Here is a 16,100-nt window from a genome sequence, read left to right as displayed (position 1 = left end):
CATGGCGTGGAACCGCAACGAGATGGCCGCCCGCGCCGCCGGCGAGCTGCGCGACGGCGACTACGTCAACCTCGGGATCGGCCTGCCGACCCTGGTGCCCAACTACGTGCCCGACGACGTCGAACTGGTTCTGCAGTCGGAGAACGGCATCCTCGGCGTGGGGCCGTACCCGGAGGAAGACGCCGTCGACCCGGACCTGATCAACGCGGGCAAGGAGACGGTCACCGTCCGGAAGGGAGCGTCGTTCTTCGACTCGGCGTTGTCCTTCGGCATGATCCGCGGCGGCAAGATCGACGCGGCGATCCTCGGCGCGATGCAGGTCTCCGCAGCGGGCGACCTCGCGAACTGGATGATCCCCGGCAAGATGGTCAAGGGCATGGGCGGCGCGATGGACCTGGTCCACGGCGCGAAGAAGGTCATCGTCCTGATGGAGCACGTCGCCCGCGACGGCTCACCCAAGATCGTCGACGAGTGCACGCTGCCGTACACGGGCCGTGGCGTGGTCCAGCGGATCATCACCGACCTGTGCGTCCTCGATGTGACACCGGACGGGCTGTCACTCGTCGAGCTGGCGCCGGGCGTCGAGTTCGAGCAGGTGCAGAAGCAGACGGAACCGCGGATCCGCGTCTCCTGACCCGGAAGCTGCCCGAAGGTCCGTTCCGCGGCCGCGAGTCCGGGGAACCCCTTCGGGGCAGACCGCCCGGTCAGAGGGTGCCCTGGTGCTCCCCGCCGGTGTCGAAATGGCGGTCCAGGTACTCCTCCGGCGGCACCGGGCTGTCGCGCAGCAGCGAGAACACCTCGGTGCCGGGCTCGAGGACCTTCTCCCCCGTCGCGTACCCCTGGGCGAGCCCGAGGTAGGTCACCCCGGTGTCCGCCGCGTACTCCACGGCCTCCGATTCCGCTTGCGCCACGGCGGCTTCGAAGCCGGCCGCGCGCCACACCGTGATCCGCTCTTCGTACGGCTGCCCCTCGGCTGCGGTCCACCGGAAGACGCAGCGCACCGCGTACCACTCGTCCGTCATGACGCCATCTTCCCGGGCGATCGGGGACTCAACCCCGACCGGGTGTCGCGCGTGTGAACGACGGATTCCGCCAGTCGAGTGTTGATTGTCTGGTGGTTTCTGAGTTATTCCGTTTGCCCGTGTTACCTGTTATGTTCGGTTTTCGAGCCCGCGGTAGTGCTTGAGGAGTCCGATGCGCCGTCTCGCCGTCCTGGTTCTCGCGCTGCTTTGCACGATCTCCCTGGCGCCCGTGGCGGACGCCGCCGTCGCGCCCAAGCCGCCGCCGCTGTCCACGCCGTGGACCTCGCAGGTGAGCACCACCGATCCGCTGCCCGAGTACCCGCGGCCGCAGATGACGCGGCCCGACTGGCAGTCCCTCAACGGGGAATGGGAGTTCCTCAACCCCGCCACCGGCGCCGGCGGCAGCGTCGACCGGTACGCCGCACCACCCCTCGGCCAGACGCTGCCCGAGCGCATCCTCGTGCCCTACCCCGTCGAGTCGGCGCTGTCGGGCATCATGCGCAACGACAACCGCGACCTGATGTTCTACCGCCGCACCTTCACCGTGCCGCAGGCGTGGTCCGGCCGGAACGTGCAGCTGCACTTCGGCGCCGTCGACTACGAAGCCACCGTCTGGGTCAACGGCGTCCAGGTCGCGACGCACAAGGGCGGGTACGACCGGTTCGAGGCCGACATCACCGCCCGCCTCACCGGCGGCGCCAACGAAATCGTCGTCCGCGTCTACGACCCGACCGACGGCCGCGGCGAGAAGCAGCCCGTCGGCAAGCAGGCCACCACGCAGTCGAGCATCTTCTACACGCCGTCTTCCGGGATCTGGCAGACGGTCTGGCTCGAACCGACCGCGCCGTCGTCGATCTACTCCGTCGACATCTACCCGAACCTGGCGACCAACACCGCGCGCGTGCGGGTCTTCGGCCGCGGCAACGTCAGCGGGTACTCCGTGCTCGCCGAGTCGATGACCGGCGGCACCGTCGTCGGCAGCGCCACCGGCGGCTTCACCGAGTTCTCCGTGCCCGTGCCGAACGCGCGGCGGTGGTCACCCGACGACCCGTTCCTCTACGACCTGCGCGTGTCGCTGCGCAACGCCGCGGGCACGCCGGTCGACCAGGTCGTCAGCTACTTCGGCATGCGCGAAGTAGGCACGAAGAACGTCAACGGCGTGCTGCGGCCGACCCTCAACGGCGAGTTCGTCTTCCAGATCGGCACCCTGGACCAGGGCTTCTGGCCCGACGGCCTGTACACCGCACCGACCGACGCGGCGTTGGCGTCGGACCTGCAGAAGCACAAGGAACTCGGCTTCAACATGGTCCGCAAGCACATCAAGGTGGAGCCGGCGCGCTGGTATTACTGGGCCGACCGGCTCGGACTGCTGGTGTGGCAGGACATCCCGTCGACACCGACGGCCGACGCGAACCGCACGCCGGCGCAGATCGCCGAGTTCGAGACCGAAGCCCGCGAGATCGTCGACGAGCACCGCTTCTCCCCCGCCGTCGTGACGTACGTGCCGTTCAACGAGGGCTGGGGCGAGTGGAACCTCGACGAGACCAAGCGCGTCACGACCAGTCTCAAGAACTACGACCCGACCCGCCTGGTGAACGCCCACAGCGGGTTCAACTGCTGCGCCTCCAAAGGTGACCCCGGCACCGGCGACATCATCGACTGGCACGTCTACACCGGGCCGGACGCGCCCCGGCCGTCCGCGACCCGGGTGTCGGTGCTCGGCGAGTTCGGCGGGCTCGGCCTGCGCAACCCCGGCCACGAGTACAGCCCGACCGGCGGCTTCTTCGCCTACGAGCAGATGGCGAGCGCGGCGCAGCTGAACGACCGCTACACCGGCATGGTCCGCGACGCGAAGCAGCTGATGACCGCCAAGGGCCTGTCGGCGTCGGTCTACACCGAGATCACCGACGTCGAAGGCGAGTACAACGGCCTGCTCACCTACGACCGGCGGGTGCAGAAGGTCGACACCGCCCGCGTCCGCGCGGCGCACGCCGACCTGATCGCCGCGTCGAAGAACCTCAACGCCGCCGTGCCGCTGACGCTCGGACACGTCCGGTCGTTCCGGGTGACCACGCCCGGGTTCACCGACCGGTACCTGCGGCACGCGGATTCCCTGGCCCGCACCGACGTCCTGACCACGGGCAGCGCGGACGGACCGCGGCAGGACGCCTCGTTCCGGACCGTCGCGGGGCTCGCGGACCCGCGGTGCTTCTCGTTCGAGTCCGTCAATTTCCCGGGCAAGTACCTGCGCCACGCCGACGGCCGGGTCCGCATCGACAGCGACACCGGCGGCACGTTCGCCGCCGACGCCACCTGGTGCTCCCGGCCCGGGCTCGCCGCCGGGGGGACGTCGTTCGAGTCGCTGAACCTGCCCGGCCGGTACCTGCGGCACTACAACGACAACGTCCACCTCGCCCTCAGCGGCGGCCCGAACCCGTGGGACACCGCGACGAGCTTCGCTGCCGACGCGACGTGGGACGTCTCGGCGCCGGCGCTGTGGCGCAGCTCGGTGCCCCTCGCCGTCACCGCGCGGCAGTCGCTGCGGGTGACGACCTGGGGGTACACCGACCGGTACCTGCGGCACGCCGGCGGCCTCGCCTACACCGAGGTGGTGACCAGCGGCAGCAGCGCGCTGCTCAAGCAGGACGCCACCTACACCGTGCGGCGCGGGCTCGCGGAGTCGTCGTGCTACTCCTTCGAGTCGGTGAACTACCCCGGGCAGTTCCTGCGCCACCAGGACGGCCGTGTCCGCAATTCCCCGGACGACGGCTCGGCCCTGATGCGCGCGGACGCGACGTTCTGCACCCGGCCCGGCCTCGGCGGCACGGGCGTGACGTTCGAGTCGCTGAACATTCCGGGCGCGTTCCTGCGGCACTTCGACTCGCAGGTCTACATCGCCTCGGGCGGCGGTACGGGCTCCGACCGGCCCCAGACCGTGACGGCCGACAGCAGCTGGACTGTGGCGGCGCCCTGGGCTCCCTGAGTCCGCGGCCGGATCCGCGGTATTTCCGGACCGCCTCGCGACTCCGTCTCCCCGAAGGAAGGGGAGGCAACCGTGAGCCTCGTGCTGATCGTCCTGGTCGTGGTGCTGGTCTTCGTGCTGCTCGCCCGCCGGCGCCGCCGCAAGCGCACCGCGGCGGCGCTGACCGGACCGCCCGGCGGCGTCCCGGCGTTCCGGATCGTGACGCTGGGGCTGCAGGGCTCGGGCAAGACCCTGCTGCTGACCGGGATCTACCGCCGCCTGCAGACCCCGGGTGACCGCGGCTTCTACCTGCGCGTGCCGCACGAGCAGCTGATCGAGCTGAACCGGTGGTACCGCAAGGCGGCCGACGTCCAGGAGGAGTGGCCGCGCGGCACGACCCGCGGCGAGCTGCGCGAGTTCGAGTTCAGCGTGATGACCGACGTCGGCGGGGCCACCGAACCCGTGGTCAAGCTGGGCTACCTCGAGTACCCGGGCGAGCTGCTGACCGATCCGGACGCACCGGGGTCGTCCGCCCAGGCGACGCTGCTGCAGGCGATCGCCGGGGCCGACGCGCTCGTCGGCATCATCGACGGGTTCCGCCTGCTGCAGGCCGACCAGGGCGACCAGCGCGGTGCGCTGATGCTCGAAGCGTCCCTCGACGCGATGATCAACGCGATGCTGCCGGTGCGCAGCCCGATCGTCTTCGTGATCACCAAGTGGGACCTGCTCGACCACCTGCACCCGGACGAGAACGAGCGGCTGCGGATCGTGCGCGACCGGCTGATGGCGACGCCGGGGTTCGCCGACCTGGTCAAGGTGCACAGCGCCCGGCGGATCGTCCGGCTGATCCCGGTGACCGCGGTCGGGCACGACTTCGCCGTCTTCGCCGACGGCGCGGTCCGCAAGAAGCCCGACGGCCGGTTCCGGCCGGGCAACGTCGAGGCCGCGTTGTCGGTGGTGGTGCCGGACATCCTGCGCCAGACCGAGCTCGCGCTCGACCGCGCCACCCGCGCGGAGCTGCTCGCGGCCGCGCAACGGCGGATGCGGATGGGCCCGGCCGAGGCGCTGCGGACGCTCGGCGCCCATTTCACGGCGCACGCCGCGCGGGTGCTGGCGTCAGCCCTCGGCGCGGGCCTGGTCGCCGAGTCCGGCCTGATGCTGCTGCTCGACACGCTGGGTCCGTACGACGACCCGGCCGAGCGCGCCGGGCGGATGGCGAGGCTCGGCGAGGCCGACCGGATGGCGGAGCACTACGTCCAGGCGCGGCGCCGGGTGGTCGGCGAGCTGCAGCGGCAGGTGGCGGTGCTCGAGGCGAAACTGCCGGTGTCCCGCCTGGGCGGCGACCGCTGGGGCGACTGGTGACGGGCCGGGCGTGGCCGTTCCTGATCGCCCGCGGCCGGCGGCGCGGCTATTCCACGCTGCTGGTCCCGGGTTTCCTGCGGGAGCACGGGTTCCTGGAGGCGACGGCAACCCCGCTGGACGAGGTGCCTTCACGCACGGCGGCGACCCCGCACGGCGTGCTGGTCTGGGCCGAGCACCCGGTGACGACGGCGGAGGCCGGCGGCGAACCCCGCGACGAGTACGGCCGTCCGCTGGTGCTGCTGCACGGTTTCCTGTGCCCGGACGGCGATCCGGTGGCGGCACCGGCCGCGCTGCCCCGGACGGAGGCGGCCGCTTTGTCGGTTTACCAACGGTTTCTTGCCGATGAGGAGGGCTTCCGGGCGGAGCGTTCGGAGTCGTTCGCGATCGAGGTCGCCGAGCTGGCCCGGCCCCGGGTTTCGCCGCCTGCCGAGCCGGCCCGCCCGGCCCGCGGCCTGGTGTGGGCCGGAGCCGGGGTGCTGGTGGTGGCCGGCGCGGTGATCGCGGTGGTGGGCTTCGCCTCGGCGGGCGGTGACGAGGTACCACCGCCGCCGGAGTGCGGCCCCGCTGTGGTCGAGCTGACGATCACACCGACGGTCTCGCCGGCGACGTGCCTCCGCGACGGGAGGACGGTGCAGTACTCGCTCCCGCCGACCCCTCGTCCGTAGCCGGGCGGACCTCGGTCCGGCTGGGGGTCTTGCACCACCTCGCCGCCGGCCGAGCCCGCGCCGGCCGACCCGACGGCCGCGGCGCGTGCCCACGCCCACCAACCCCAGCCCGGCGGATCCCGGTCCGGCCGCAGGTCTCACAACACCTCCCGCCACCGGCCGAGCCCACCCGCCCGACCCGGCGACCGCCGTGCACACTCAGACCCCACAACCACAGCCCGACGGACCCCGGTCCAGCCGCGGGCCTCACAACACCTCCCGCCACCGACCGAGCCCACCCGCCCGACACGATGGCCGCGGCGCGTACCCACGCCCACCAACCCCACAACCACAGCCCAGCCGACCCCGACCGGGCCGCAGGCTCCGTAACACCTACCGCCCCCCGGCAGACCGCGCCGGCCGGTCAGTTCTCCGGCAGCCGGCGGCGTTCGCGGAGGCGGGCCAAGTCCTCGCGCATCTCCGTCGGGAGCAGCTCGGCCATCTGCTCCGGGCGCAACGGCAGGTCGAGCAGGCTGAGCTTGACCCGGCTGCGCCGCGCGTGCCGCCCGGGATCCAGGCGCACCACCTGCGCCGCGTCCGGGCGCAGGGTCGCCGTCAACGGCGTCGCGGGATCCAGCGGCCGCCACGCGTTGCCGTCGACGCGGACCGTCGGCGGGGCGCTGCGGGCTGCCGCGCGCAGGGTGACCACGTCGCGGGCCGGCAACACGATCGAGCGGCTGACGCCCGACATCGACGCCACCGGCGTCACCGCCAGCACCTCCGCCGCCGGGGAGATCACCGGCCCGCCGGCCGCGTAGTTGTACGCCGTGGAGCCCGTCGGGGTGCTCAGGATCAGCGCGTCGCAACGGTAGTAGCCGAACTGCGCCCCGTCGACCAGCAGGTCCACCTCCACGGTCGCGCCCGGCTCGGCCCCGCCGACGACGACGTCGTTGAACGCGACCGCGGCCGCCTCGCCCTCCGCCAGCGCGATGCAGCTGTGCGGCTCGATCTCGAAGTCGCCCGTGTGCACCCGCTCGAGCGCCTCGGCGAGCTCGGACGGCGCGATCTCGACCAGGAACCCGACGTTGCCGTAGTTCACCCCGAGCACCGGCACAGGCCGCTCGACGGCCAGCCGCATCGCGCCGAGCATCGTCCCGTCACCCCCGAGGCTGACGACGGCGTCCACCCCGGCCGCGAACCCGGCGTCGGACACCACCGGCACGCCCGCGCCGACCTGCGCCGCGTCGGTGCCCCGCACCACCAGCTCGACTCCGTGGCGCGCGGCGTACGAGACGAGCACCTCGACCGAGTCGTGCACCGGCTTCCGCGGGTGCGCCACCACCCCGACGCGCGTGATCTCCGAACCTGCCATGCGGTCCATTGTGGCCGTCCGGCGATCGGCCCGCTCAGCCGAGAACGCCCAAGGCCTCGGGCGTGAAGGGGACGACGTCGTCCTCGCGGCCGTCGAGGACCTTCGCCGTCCACTCCGGGTCGGCGAGCAGCGAGCGGCCCACGGCGACGACGTCGAACTCGTCGGCCTCCAGGCGGTCCAGCAGGCCGTCGATCCCGGTGCGGCCCGCGCCGGCTCCGGCCAGGCTCGCGGTGAACTCCGTGTCCAGGCCGACCGAGCCCACCGTGATCGCCGGCTTCCCGGTCAGCTTCTTGGCCCAGCCCGCGAGGTTCAGGTCGGCGCCGTCGAACGCGGGCTCCCAGTAGCGGCGGGTGGAGGCGTGGAAGGCGTCCGCACCCGCGTCGACCAGCTCGCCGAGGATGACGCCGAACTCTTCGGGGGTGTCCGCGAGCCGGGCCGCGTAGTCGGACTGCTTCCACTGCGAGAGCCGCACGACCACCGGGAAGCCGGGTGCGACCCGGGCCCGGACGGCGGCGACGGCTTCGGCCGCGAACCGGGCCCGCGCCCGCACGCCGCCGCCGTGGCGATCGGTCCGGTGGTTGGTCTCCGACCACAGGAACTGGTCGATCAGGTAGCCGTGGGCCCCGTGCAGCTCGACGCCGTCGAACCCCGCGCGGTGCGCTTCGAAGGCCGCCTGGCCGAACGCCGAGAGCACGGCGTCGATGTCGGCCTGCGTCATGGTGTGGCCCGGGTCCTCGCCGACGAGCGGCACGCCCGACGGGCCGATCGCGGGCGCGTCCGGGTACGGCGGCTCCCCGGCCTTGCGCGCCATCCCGACGTGCTGCAGCTGCGCGAAGATCCGCCCGCCGGCGTCGTGCACGGCCTTCGTGACGCGCGCCCAGCCGGCCAGCGCTTCGTCGCCGTACATGTGCGAAACCAGGCCGTGCTGCCCGGCGGACGGGTGGTCGACGTAGGTGCCTTCGGTGATCACGAGCCCGGTCCCGCCGGCTGCCCGGCGGGCGTAGTACGCGGCGACGTCCGCCCCGGGCACGCCGCCGGGCGAGAACCCGCGCGTCATCGGCGCCATGGCGACGCGGTTGGGCAGGGTCAGGCCGCCGATGGTGATCGGACGGGAAAGCAGTTGTGCGGCACGGGTTTCCACGGTTTCCAGCTCCTCCTGATCGGGTTGACACCCAGGCTAGAATCTGACGTGGACGTGAGGTTCAAGTTGTTGTGCGGCAGATCACGCCGGGAGGCCCCATGCGCATCGGAGAGCTCGCCGAAAAGACCGGTGTCAGCGTGCGCGCGCTGCGCTACTACGAAGAAAAAGGGATGCTCGTACCGGAACGCAGCGCCGGCGGGCACCGCACGTACGCGGACACCGGCATCGGGATGGTGTGGCTGATCCAGCAGTTCTACGCGGCGGGCCTGTCGAGCAAGTCGATCCAGGCGATCCTGCCTTCGGTCCGGGCCGGGAAGGCGACCCCGGAGGTGCTCGACCTGCTGGTCGCCGAACGCGACCGGATCGACAAGCTGGCCCGCGAACTGGCCGACGCGCGGGAAAGGCTGGACACCATCATCGCGACCGCGGGCTCCGATGCCTGCGCGGCACCATCCGGCCAAAGTCCCCCGGAATCCTTTCGGCCGCACTAAAGTCGGGGCATGAGGCTGCTGCCCGCGCTCGTCGCGACCGTCCTGCTCACCGGCTGCACGACCGGCACCGGCGGCACGCCGTCACCCGCGCCGGCGACGCCGGAATCCAGCACTCCCGCCGCCCCGCCGCACAAGCTCGAGATCAAGATCGAGGGGACGGCGGTCCTCACCACGCTGACCTACACCATCGACGGCGAAACGATGGAAGAGAAGAACGTCAAGCTGCCGTGGAGCCACACGTTCGACTTCGCGCCCCACAGCGGCAAGCACGTCTACAACATCGTCATGCGCTCCGGCGGCGGCGATGTGAACGCGACGGCCACAGTGGACGGACAGCCCTGGGGCCAGAGCCGCGGCAGCGGGGACGGCGAGTCGACCCAGTCGCTCAACGGCGACTTCAGCGACTGAACCGACGGGAGCGAACCTCCGCCGCCGTCATCCGGGGAACAGCGGCCGGTCGGGGAGTTCGAGCCACTCCAGGTCCATCGGCGCCAGTGTCGTCGACAGCACCAGCTCGCGCAGCAGGTTCACGGTCAGGGTCAGCCCCACCGGCTCCCCCACCTCCTCCCGCCGCAGGCCGTGCACCCCGGAGTCGGAAAGCCGTTGCCGGACCCGGGAAACGAGGTGTTCGACGCGCTTGGCCGTCCAGTTCTCGCGCGGGCGCCGCTCGGCGAGCTCGGCCGCCGCCTGCTGCCGGGACAGCGGCAGCGGCTGCGGGTCGTAGCCGAGGTAGCGCTGCCCGAGCACCGCCAGCACGAGGTGTTCCTCCGGCGAGAGCCGCCAGCGCTTCGGCGGCGCGGTCGGCTGCGTCGGGCGGCGCGTGGCGACTTCGGCGTCGCCGTCGGAGACGAGCAGCTCCAGCACGTGCTCGCGCGTGCCGCGCAGGAACACCGCGGTGTAGCCCTCGGCCAGCGGCAGCGGTTCGCTGTCGCGGTGCAGCAGGACGCTGTCGGAGAGCCGGATCGGCGAGCGGCCGGTGTTGCTGAGCCACCAGCGGTCCCGCTCGCGCACGAGCTGCCCGTGGACCCGGCTGATCCGCACGTCTTCCTCGCCGACGCAGACGTCGACCTCCAGCCGGTTGCGCCCGAACGTCACCCGGCTCCCGGGCGACGGCGGCACCGCGACGCCGCCGGTGACGGTGAGCGCGCTCAGCGTGCCCGGCACGGTGCCGGCGACGCCGTGACGCAGGCTGCGCTGGCGGTGCGGGTCGAGGCGTCCGGTGGTCACGGCTGGTTCCGTTCGTAGGCGCCGATGTCGAAGCCCGCTCCGGCGGGCCGGGCGACGCCGTCGAGGTCGAACGCGGGCGCCTGGTCGGGGCGGCCGGCGTCGATCGCGGCCGAGCCCGCGGCGAGGTGGTAGTCGCCGCGGGCCGGGCCGGCGAAGCCCGGGTCACCGGCGAGGTTGTGGTCGGTGGCGAACGGCCCGGCGTCGACCGGTCCGTCGCCGAACACGTTGTTGCGCAGGGTGTTCGTCCCGGCGAACCGGTCGGCGTCGACGAGCACCGAGCCGCGGTGGTTTCCGGCGAAGGTGTTGTTGACGATCTCCAGGTTCCGCATGGTCCCGGCCGACTCGGCCCAGAGGCTCAGCCCGGCCTGCGCGTTGCCGGTGGACAGGTTGTCGAAGACCCGGACGTCGGAGAGCAGCCGGCTTTCCGAGTAGTCCTCGACCGCGAGCCCGATCCCGGCCTTGGTGGCCTCGCGGGTCCCGCTCACGACGTTGGCGTAGACGTCCACAGTGGACGAAGAGTCGACGTAGATGTTCGGGCCCCGGTTGCCGGTCACGACGTTGTGGTGGATCTTCACGCGGGCCTCGTCGTCGTACTTGACGTCGATGCCTTCCTCGCCGTTGTCGTGCACGCGGCAGCCGGACACCTCGACGTCGGACGAGCCCGAGGCGATGCTCAGCGCTTCGTGGTCGGCCGAGGTGCCGCGGGAGTTGGTGCCGCGGATGTCGCAGTCCGCGACGCGCACCCGCCGGGTGCCCACGAGCACGAGCCCGCCGTCGCGGGAGCCGTCGACGCCGAAGCGGGTGAACACGAGGTCGTGCGCGCCCTCGGCGTACCCGCCGAAGCGGGTCGAGCCGGCCACGGTCACGTCGGTGAACTCCAGCCAGGCGTGCCCGCCGATGGCCAGGCCGCCGGCGCCGGTCAGCACCGCGGTCCCGCCGGTGCCGGTGAACCGGATCGGGCGGCCGGGGGCGCCGTCGTGGCGGATGGTCAGCCCGCCGGGGTAGGTGCCGGCGTCGACCGCGACCGTGTCACCCGGGAGGGCCGCGTCGGCCGCGGCTTGAACGGTGGCGTACTCCCCGTGCGGGCCGACGTGCCGGGTCCGCGGCACCGGTCCGGCGGCCCCCTCGGCCGTCGGACCGGCCACGGCCACCACCAGCAGCGCCACCCCGGCCAGCACCCGCATCGCCACTTCTCGTCCCGTCCCTCCCCGCGCTCCCGACGTGTCCTGTCTAGCCGAGACCGCCGGGGACCGGTCCCCGGTTCACGGCAGCCGCCGGACGAGCTCCTCCGCCAGCGAGCGCGTGGTCGCGCACAGCGCGTTGCCGTCGGCCGCCGCGGCGTCCTGGACGGACACCGTGACGACCTCCTCGCGGTGCGGGTCGGTGCCCTTCAGCACCGGCAGCGCCGGGGTGTAGAAGCGGTGCACGACCTCGACGGCGCACTCCGGCTTCCCACCCGGCACCGGCGCCACGACGGCGTTGCGGTTGCCCACGCGGATCCGGTCGCCGGGTACGTCGGAGTCCGCCTCGATCGGCCATTCCCGGCTGTACTCCACGGTGATCGTGCGCGGGTCGTGCTCCCAGGTGCAGCCCCAGCCGCCGAACTCGCGGTCCGGCGTCTTGGCCTGGCCCAGCACCCCCGACGTGGCGGCGAGGTCGAGCAGGCCGCAGGCGTCGACGTGGGCCAGTGACCACTCCGGGAACGGCCGATCGCGCCCGGGCAGGGGCCCGTTGGCGAGCTTGGCCAGCACGCCGGACAGCACCGCCTCCGAGAAGGCGCACAGCGGCGCGTCCCGGGCGCGGTCGGTCGGGTGCGAGGTGACGACGATCCGGTTGGCGTCGGCCAGCGAGATGGCCCGCTCGCACTTGCCGTCGTGCGCCTCGGGACGTTCGATTTCGCCCACCTTGCCGGGCACCGGTGGCCGGGTCGGGTACCGCTGCGGGCCGGTCAGCGCGAGGACGGTCTGCACTTGGCCGGAGTCGTCGGACAACGTGGTCGTGACCACGCAGGTGCCGAAGTCCAGCACTTCGGGGTCCACGAACGGCTGCCCGAACGGGACGAGCGCGTCGGTCGAGATCGCCGCGCACGGGTCGGTCGCGGCCGGATCCGCGCCGAGGGTGTTCGGCCCGGCCGCGGCCGGGGTCGCCGGGGACGACCGGATCAGGAGGAACCCGGCCACCAGCGCGGCCGCCACCACCACCGCGGCGCCGGCGAGCACCCGGCGGTGCAGGCGCCGTCGTGGCCGCCGCGGCACCGGCGCGTCCGCCGTCAGCAAGGTGACCGCTTCGGCGGCGCTCGGCCGGTCGGCGGGGTGCCGGGCCATCAGTGCCGTGAGCACCGGCGCGAACGGTCCCGCGCGCTCGGCCGGCGCCGGCCGTCCACCGGCGGCGCGGCGCATCTGCGCGAACGGGCCGTCTTCGCCCGAGCCCCACGGCGACCGGCCTTCGACCGCCGCGTAGAGCGTGGCGCCCAGGGAGAAGACGTCCGAGGCGGGACCGGCCTCGCCGCCGTCGGCCACCTCCGGCGCGACGTACCCGAGGGTGCCGGTGAGCTGGGCGCCGCCGGTGCGGGTGACCTCGGTCCAGCGCGCGATGCCCAGGTCGGTCAGCTTGGCGACATCGTCCGCGGTGACCAGGACGTTGCCCGGCTTGACGTCGCGGTGGACGATGCCGCGGGCGTGCATTTCGGCGAGCGCCGCGGCGAGCTGCGCGCCGATCCGCCGGACCCGGTCCGCGGGCAGCGGCCCGCCGTCGTCGACGAGCTCTTCGAGGCTCCGGGCGGCCAGGTATTCGGTGACCAGCCACTGCGCGTCCCCGTCGACGACCGTGTCGAACACCGTGACGACGTTCGAGTGCAGCAGCCCGGCCCCGATCCGCGCCTCGCGCCGGATCTGCCCCGCGTCTTCGCCCAGGGAGCGCTTGAGGGTCACCGGGCGGCCGAGCTCGAGGTCGGCCGCCCGCCAGACGACGCCCATGCCACCCCGGCCGAGCTCCTCTTCCAGCCGGTAGCGGCCGGCCACGACGCGCCCCTTGCCCACGCGGGCAGTCTACGAAACGCCGTGACAGCCCGCTGGCCCCGCGTCACCCCGGCGGCGGGCCGAACCGGTTCTCCCCCGGCGTGCCCCGCTCGCTCCAGAAGACGAGCAGCAGGATCCAGCCGATCCTGCTTCGCCTCGCGGTGGCCGGCGCACGCTCGAACTGCATGCGCCGAGGGTGGGCGGGGCTGCCTGGGACCGGTCCCGGATCAGCGCGCGGTACCGCCGACGCACCCGGACGGGTAAGCCGAGATTCTCCTCGCCCGGCGGGCTGTATTCCGTTCGCGGCGTGTGGTGAGCCCGCCGTCTGCCGCGTCGCGAATGGCATGCCGTGGGCGTCCCCCCATGGGCGCTCTTCCGGCGAGGCCGCCAAGCCCGGGTCCGGTCCCGGGAGTCAGACCTCGCGGACCGACTCCGTCTCGAACCCGGCCAGCACGACTCGCGCCGAGCAGCGGCTGTGGCCCGAGGCGATCGACGGCAGCCGGCGGACGACGACCTCGTACCGCCGGGCGCCCCCGGTGACCAGCACCTTCCGGACGTCGCCGCCGGGTTCCTCTTCGGTGGCCAGCACCGCGTCGAGCGCGCGCAGGCCGGTGCGGCCGCGGATCTCGATCTCGGCGAACTGCGACCACGGGCTCTCCGCGGACGTCCGGCCGCGGAGGTGTTCCAGGCGGACGTTGCCGCACAGCGCTTCCTTGGCCACGAGCTCGGCCTCGGTCACCGCGAGACTGCCGTGGAGGTAGCCGTCGGGCACTGTCAGCAGGTTGCCGGCCCAGCGGTCGCCACCGACGTGGCTGACCTCCCAGACCTGGCCGGGGTGGTTCTGCGCCAGCCCGGTCACCAGCGGGCGCCCGAAGACCGCGCAGCACATGTCCTTGCTGCCGTGCGTGCAGACGAGGAAGAGCGGGCCGGACACCGGCTCGCCGTGCCCGCGGCGGCCCGCGGCGACGGCTTCGAGATCGATCTGCGCGAGTTCGCCGAGGTCGGCGATGTCGAGCCGTTCGAGCCAGCGGTGTCCCGGCCGGCCGCTGGCGACGTAGACCGCGCGCGGCGCGCCCGGGACCCGCGCGTGGCGGCCGGGCTTGCGGATGAGCAGGGGCCGGAGGCCGGCGTCGCGAGCGGCGTCGAGGCTCGCGGCGGGCAGCGCTTCGGCCAGCACGTCTTCGAGTGCGTCCGGACCCCAGGAACCCGGCTGCTCGATGAGCAGCCACGACGTCATGCGCGCGGCGGTCCCGGCGGGCTCGCCGCCGAGGTCACGGGTCAGCGCGGCGCACGCGGGCACCGCGGTCCGGCCGGGAGAGCAGATTCCCGCCTCAGCCATGAACTCTGACTTAGGCATGCCTAAGCGTACCCGAATATCCGCGCGCCAACCCCCCTGATGTGACCGGCTCGGCGACCACCGCACCCGATCGAGCGGTGAGCGGTCACCGAGCGGACTGGGGTTGACGTCAGGCTCTCGCCACGAGCCCCTGGGTGACCAGCTCGCCCAGCAGCGCCCGGACGGTGGCCCGGTCGACACCCGGTGCGGCGTCGGCCAGCACCTTGAACGGCTGCGGACCGCCGCCGAGCAACGCGGCCAGCACCGGCCGCGCGGGAGCCGCGAAGACCAGGCGTTTCCCGGCGGCGACCAGGGCCACGGTGCCGTCTCCGTCCACCAGCGCGGCGCGCGGGGCGAGCAGCCGGACCTCGAAGTCGTCGTCCGGCGGCAGCAGCTCCGCCGTCGCCGCCCACGGCAGGCCGACGCGGGTCTGCGCGGGCGCCTGGGCGTCGCGGTCGGCCAGGAACCGGTCGACGACGTCCCCGGCGGCCAGCTCGGCGAGCCGCCGCCGCAGCGCCTCGGCCCGCTCGGCCCGCACCTCGGGCCCGGCGAACCGGGGCAGGTCCTCCCGGAACAGCTCGTCGGCCCGCAGCTGGTCGGCCAGCCACGCCACCAGGTCGACGCCGGTGGCGGCGTTGAACCCGATCGTCAGGTGCAGCGACTCCTCACCGACGGCGGACACGTCGTGCCAGTGCCCGCGCGGCAGGTAGAGGACATCGCCGTCTTCCAGCAGGAAGTCTTCGTACGGCTCCCCCTCGGGACGTTCCGGCAGCTCGACGTCCCGCTGCAGCGGTGAGCGCCGGGTGACGCCGTGCAGGCGCCAGCGCTTGCGGCCGGAGAGCTGGATGATGAACGCGTCGTGGTCGTCCCAGTGCACGTCGAAGCCGTGCGTGGTGCCCCAGCCCGCGTACAGGTTGACCTGGATCCGCTCGCGCAGGTCGTGCTCCAGCCGGCTCGCCAGCTCCCCGACCCCGTCGACCAGCTCGTTGACCGAGTCGACGACGAGCGTCGCCCCGGCGCGCAGGTGTTCGGCGAAGGGCGCCGACAGCACGCGGGGCACGAGGCCGTTGCGCCGGGTCGACACCATCTCGGTGTAGGTGTGCGCGGGCACGACGTCGCCGTCGAGCGCGAGGCGCAGCCGGGGGAACTCCAGGCGGTGCTGCCGCAGCACCCGGTCCAGCTCCGGCCACGGGAGCAGGCCGGCGAACCGGCCCTGCTCCCCCGGGAAGCGCCGCGGCGCCTTCCCCAGGACGTCTTCGAAGAACTGGCCGGCCTCGAGCGGAGCAACGAGGCCGGCCAGTCCGGGAATCTCCGTCACGGAGTCGGGGCGACGGCTAGTCGTTGCCGTCGTTGTCGGCCACCGCGCCGTTGGCCTTGCCCCGGTCCACCGCGGCCGTCAGCGTCTCCACGCCGAGCAGCAGTCCACTGGCGGGCATCTCGTTGGGGGTTGCGGCGTTTTCCATCCGGACCTCGCAAACGTCGACGACAGGGATTCCCACGCTACGTGAGAATCCGTGGATCGGGCA

General features: G+C 73.1%; 16 protein-coding genes. 6 read left to right on the top strand and 10 right to left on the bottom strand.

The window, feature by feature from the left end:
* The first annotated feature begins 1 nt into the window (after position 1).
* Positions 2-634 carry a CoA transferase subunit B gene (locus QSK39_RS29895; RefSeq protein ID WP_285481174.1) on the top strand — a complete coding sequence of 211 codons (633 nt, stop codon included), beginning with the start codon at positions 2-4 and terminating at the stop codon, positions 632-634.
* A 70-nt stretch (positions 635-704) separates the two neighbouring features.
* Here QSK39_RS29895 and QSK39_RS29890 read toward each other — a convergent pair whose 3' ends face one another.
* Positions 705-1,022, bottom strand: coding sequence for a hypothetical protein (locus tag QSK39_RS29890; RefSeq protein ID WP_285481173.1), 318 nt, complete (start codon positions 1,020-1,022; stop codon positions 705-707).
* 172 nt (positions 1,023-1,194) lie between these two features.
* Here QSK39_RS29890 and QSK39_RS29885 point away from each other — a divergent pair, with 172 nt between their 5' ends.
* The 3 genes from QSK39_RS29885 (at position 1,195) to QSK39_RS29875 (ending at position 6,011) form a co-directional block, all read left to right on the top strand.
* Complete coding sequence (locus QSK39_RS29885) at positions 1,195-4,005, top strand: AbfB domain-containing protein (RefSeq protein WP_285481172.1); 2,811 nt, start codon at positions 1,195-1,197, stop codon at positions 4,003-4,005.
* Between the two features lie 72 nt (positions 4,006-4,077).
* On the top strand, positions 4,078-5,346 hold the full coding sequence (locus QSK39_RS29880; RefSeq protein WP_285481171.1) for a hypothetical protein: 1,269 nt from the start codon (positions 4,078-4,080) through the stop codon (positions 5,344-5,346).
* Positions 5,343-6,011 (top strand): hypothetical protein, encoded by a 669-nt coding sequence (locus QSK39_RS29875; protein ID WP_285481170.1) that lies wholly within the window; start codon positions 5,343-5,345, stop codon positions 6,009-6,011. The genes QSK39_RS29880 and QSK39_RS29875 overlap by 4 nt, the downstream gene beginning before the upstream one ends.
* Before the next feature lie 403 nt (positions 6,012-6,414).
* Here QSK39_RS29875 and QSK39_RS29870 read toward each other — a convergent pair whose 3' ends face one another.
* Complete coding sequence (locus QSK39_RS29870; RefSeq protein ID WP_285481169.1) at positions 6,415-7,362, bottom strand: NAD(+)/NADH kinase; 948 nt, start codon at positions 7,360-7,362, stop codon at positions 6,415-6,417.
* A gap of 34 nt (positions 7,363-7,396) precedes the next feature.
* Positions 7,397-8,503, bottom strand: a complete 1,107-nt coding sequence (locus tag QSK39_RS29865) for an oxidoreductase (RefSeq protein WP_285481168.1) — start codon at positions 8,501-8,503, stop codon at positions 7,397-7,399.
* Between the two features lie 98 nt (positions 8,504-8,601).
* On the opposite strand from QSK39_RS29865, the gene QSK39_RS29860 reads away from it, so the two are divergent.
* On the top strand, positions 8,602-8,994 hold the full coding sequence (locus QSK39_RS29860) for a MerR family transcriptional regulator (protein ID WP_285481167.1): 393 nt from the start codon (positions 8,602-8,604) through the stop codon (positions 8,992-8,994).
* Positions 8,995-9,003: 9 nt separating this feature from the next.
* The gene (locus tag QSK39_RS29855; RefSeq protein WP_285481166.1) at positions 9,004-9,402 is read left to right on the top strand and encodes a hypothetical protein; all 399 of its coding nucleotides are present in this window, start codon (positions 9,004-9,006) and stop codon (positions 9,400-9,402) included.
* 27 nt (positions 9,403-9,429) lie between these two features.
* Here QSK39_RS29855 and QSK39_RS29850 read toward each other — a convergent pair whose 3' ends face one another.
* From QSK39_RS29850 to QSK39_RS29820, 7 genes are all read right to left on the bottom strand, one after another.
* Positions 9,430-10,221 carry an FHA domain-containing protein gene (locus QSK39_RS29850; RefSeq protein WP_285481165.1) on the bottom strand — a complete coding sequence of 264 codons (792 nt, stop codon included), beginning with the start codon at positions 10,219-10,221 and terminating at the stop codon, positions 9,430-9,432.
* The gene (locus tag QSK39_RS29845) at positions 10,218-11,405 is read right to left on the bottom strand and encodes a right-handed parallel beta-helix repeat-containing protein (protein ID WP_285481164.1); all 1,188 of its coding nucleotides are present in this window, start codon (positions 11,403-11,405) and stop codon (positions 10,218-10,220) included. Before QSK39_RS29845 ends, QSK39_RS29850 begins: the two co-directional genes overlap by 4 nt.
* 78 nt (positions 11,406-11,483) lie before the next feature.
* Entirely contained in the window at positions 11,484-13,259 is a 1,776-nt protein-coding gene (locus QSK39_RS29840; RefSeq protein ID WP_285481163.1) for a serine/threonine-protein kinase, read from the bottom strand.
* 43 nt (positions 13,260-13,302) lie between these two features.
* Complete coding sequence (locus QSK39_RS29835) at positions 13,303-13,425, bottom strand: DUF805 domain-containing protein (protein ID WP_285481162.1); 123 nt, start codon at positions 13,423-13,425, stop codon at positions 13,303-13,305.
* Between the two features lie 225 nt (positions 13,426-13,650).
* Positions 13,651-14,577 carry a ferredoxin family protein gene (locus QSK39_RS29830; protein WP_285481161.1) on the bottom strand — a complete coding sequence of 309 codons (927 nt, stop codon included), beginning with the start codon at positions 14,575-14,577 and terminating at the stop codon, positions 13,651-13,653.
* 127 nt (positions 14,578-14,704) lie between these two features.
* Positions 14,705-15,892 carry a cupin domain-containing protein gene (locus tag QSK39_RS29825; RefSeq protein WP_285481160.1) on the bottom strand — a complete coding sequence of 396 codons (1,188 nt, stop codon included), beginning with the start codon at positions 15,890-15,892 and terminating at the stop codon, positions 14,705-14,707.
* A gap of 16 nt (positions 15,893-15,908) precedes the next feature.
* Complete coding sequence (locus QSK39_RS29820; RefSeq protein WP_284741555.1) at positions 15,909-16,037, bottom strand: hypothetical protein; 129 nt, start codon at positions 16,035-16,037, stop codon at positions 15,909-15,911.
* Positions 16,038-16,100 lie beyond the last annotated feature (63 nt).

It is taken from the genome of Amycolatopsis sp. NBRC 101858, from assembly GCF_030269325.1.
GTDB classification, from domain to species: Bacteria; Actinomycetota; Actinomycetes; order Mycobacteriales; family Pseudonocardiaceae; genus Amycolatopsis; species Amycolatopsis ponsaeliensis.
The sequence above is the reverse complement of the archived record's forward strand: the minus strand, read 5'-3'. Positions and strand labels throughout refer to the sequence as shown.

Excerpts from the sequence above, each read along its gene's own strand:
- QSK39_RS29895 (WP_285481174.1), top strand. The coding sequence starts at position 2 with ATGGCGTGGAACCGCAACGAGATGGCCGCCCGCGCCGCCGGCGAGCTG.
- QSK39_RS29890 (WP_285481173.1), bottom strand. The coding sequence starts at position 1,022 with ATGACGGACGAGTGGTACGCGGTGCGCTGCGTCTTCCGGTGGACCGCA.
- QSK39_RS29885 (WP_285481172.1), top strand. The coding sequence starts at position 1,195 with ATGCGCCGTCTCGCCGTCCTGGTTCTCGCGCTGCTTTGCACGATCTCC.
- QSK39_RS29870 (WP_285481169.1), bottom strand. The coding sequence starts at position 7,362 with ATGGCAGGTTCGGAGATCACGCGCGTCGGGGTGGTGGCGCACCCGCGG.
- QSK39_RS29860 (WP_285481167.1), top strand. The coding sequence starts at position 8,602 with ATGCGCATCGGAGAGCTCGCCGAAAAGACCGGTGTCAGCGTGCGCGCG.
- QSK39_RS29855 (WP_285481166.1), top strand. The coding sequence starts at position 9,004 with ATGAGGCTGCTGCCCGCGCTCGTCGCGACCGTCCTGCTCACCGGCTGC.
- QSK39_RS29845 (WP_285481164.1), bottom strand. The coding sequence starts at position 11,405 with ATGCGGGTGCTGGCCGGGGTGGCGCTGCTGGTGGTGGCCGTGGCCGGT.
- QSK39_RS29835 (WP_285481162.1), bottom strand. The coding sequence starts at position 13,425 with ATGCAGTTCGAGCGTGCGCCGGCCACCGCGAGGCGAAGCAGGATCGGC.
- QSK39_RS29830 (WP_285481161.1), bottom strand. The coding sequence starts at position 14,577 with ATGGCTGAGGCGGGAATCTGCTCTCCCGGCCGGACCGCGGTGCCCGCG.
- QSK39_RS29820 (WP_284741555.1), bottom strand. The coding sequence starts at position 16,037 with ATGGAAAACGCCGCAACCCCCAACGAGATGCCCGCCAGTGGACTGCTG.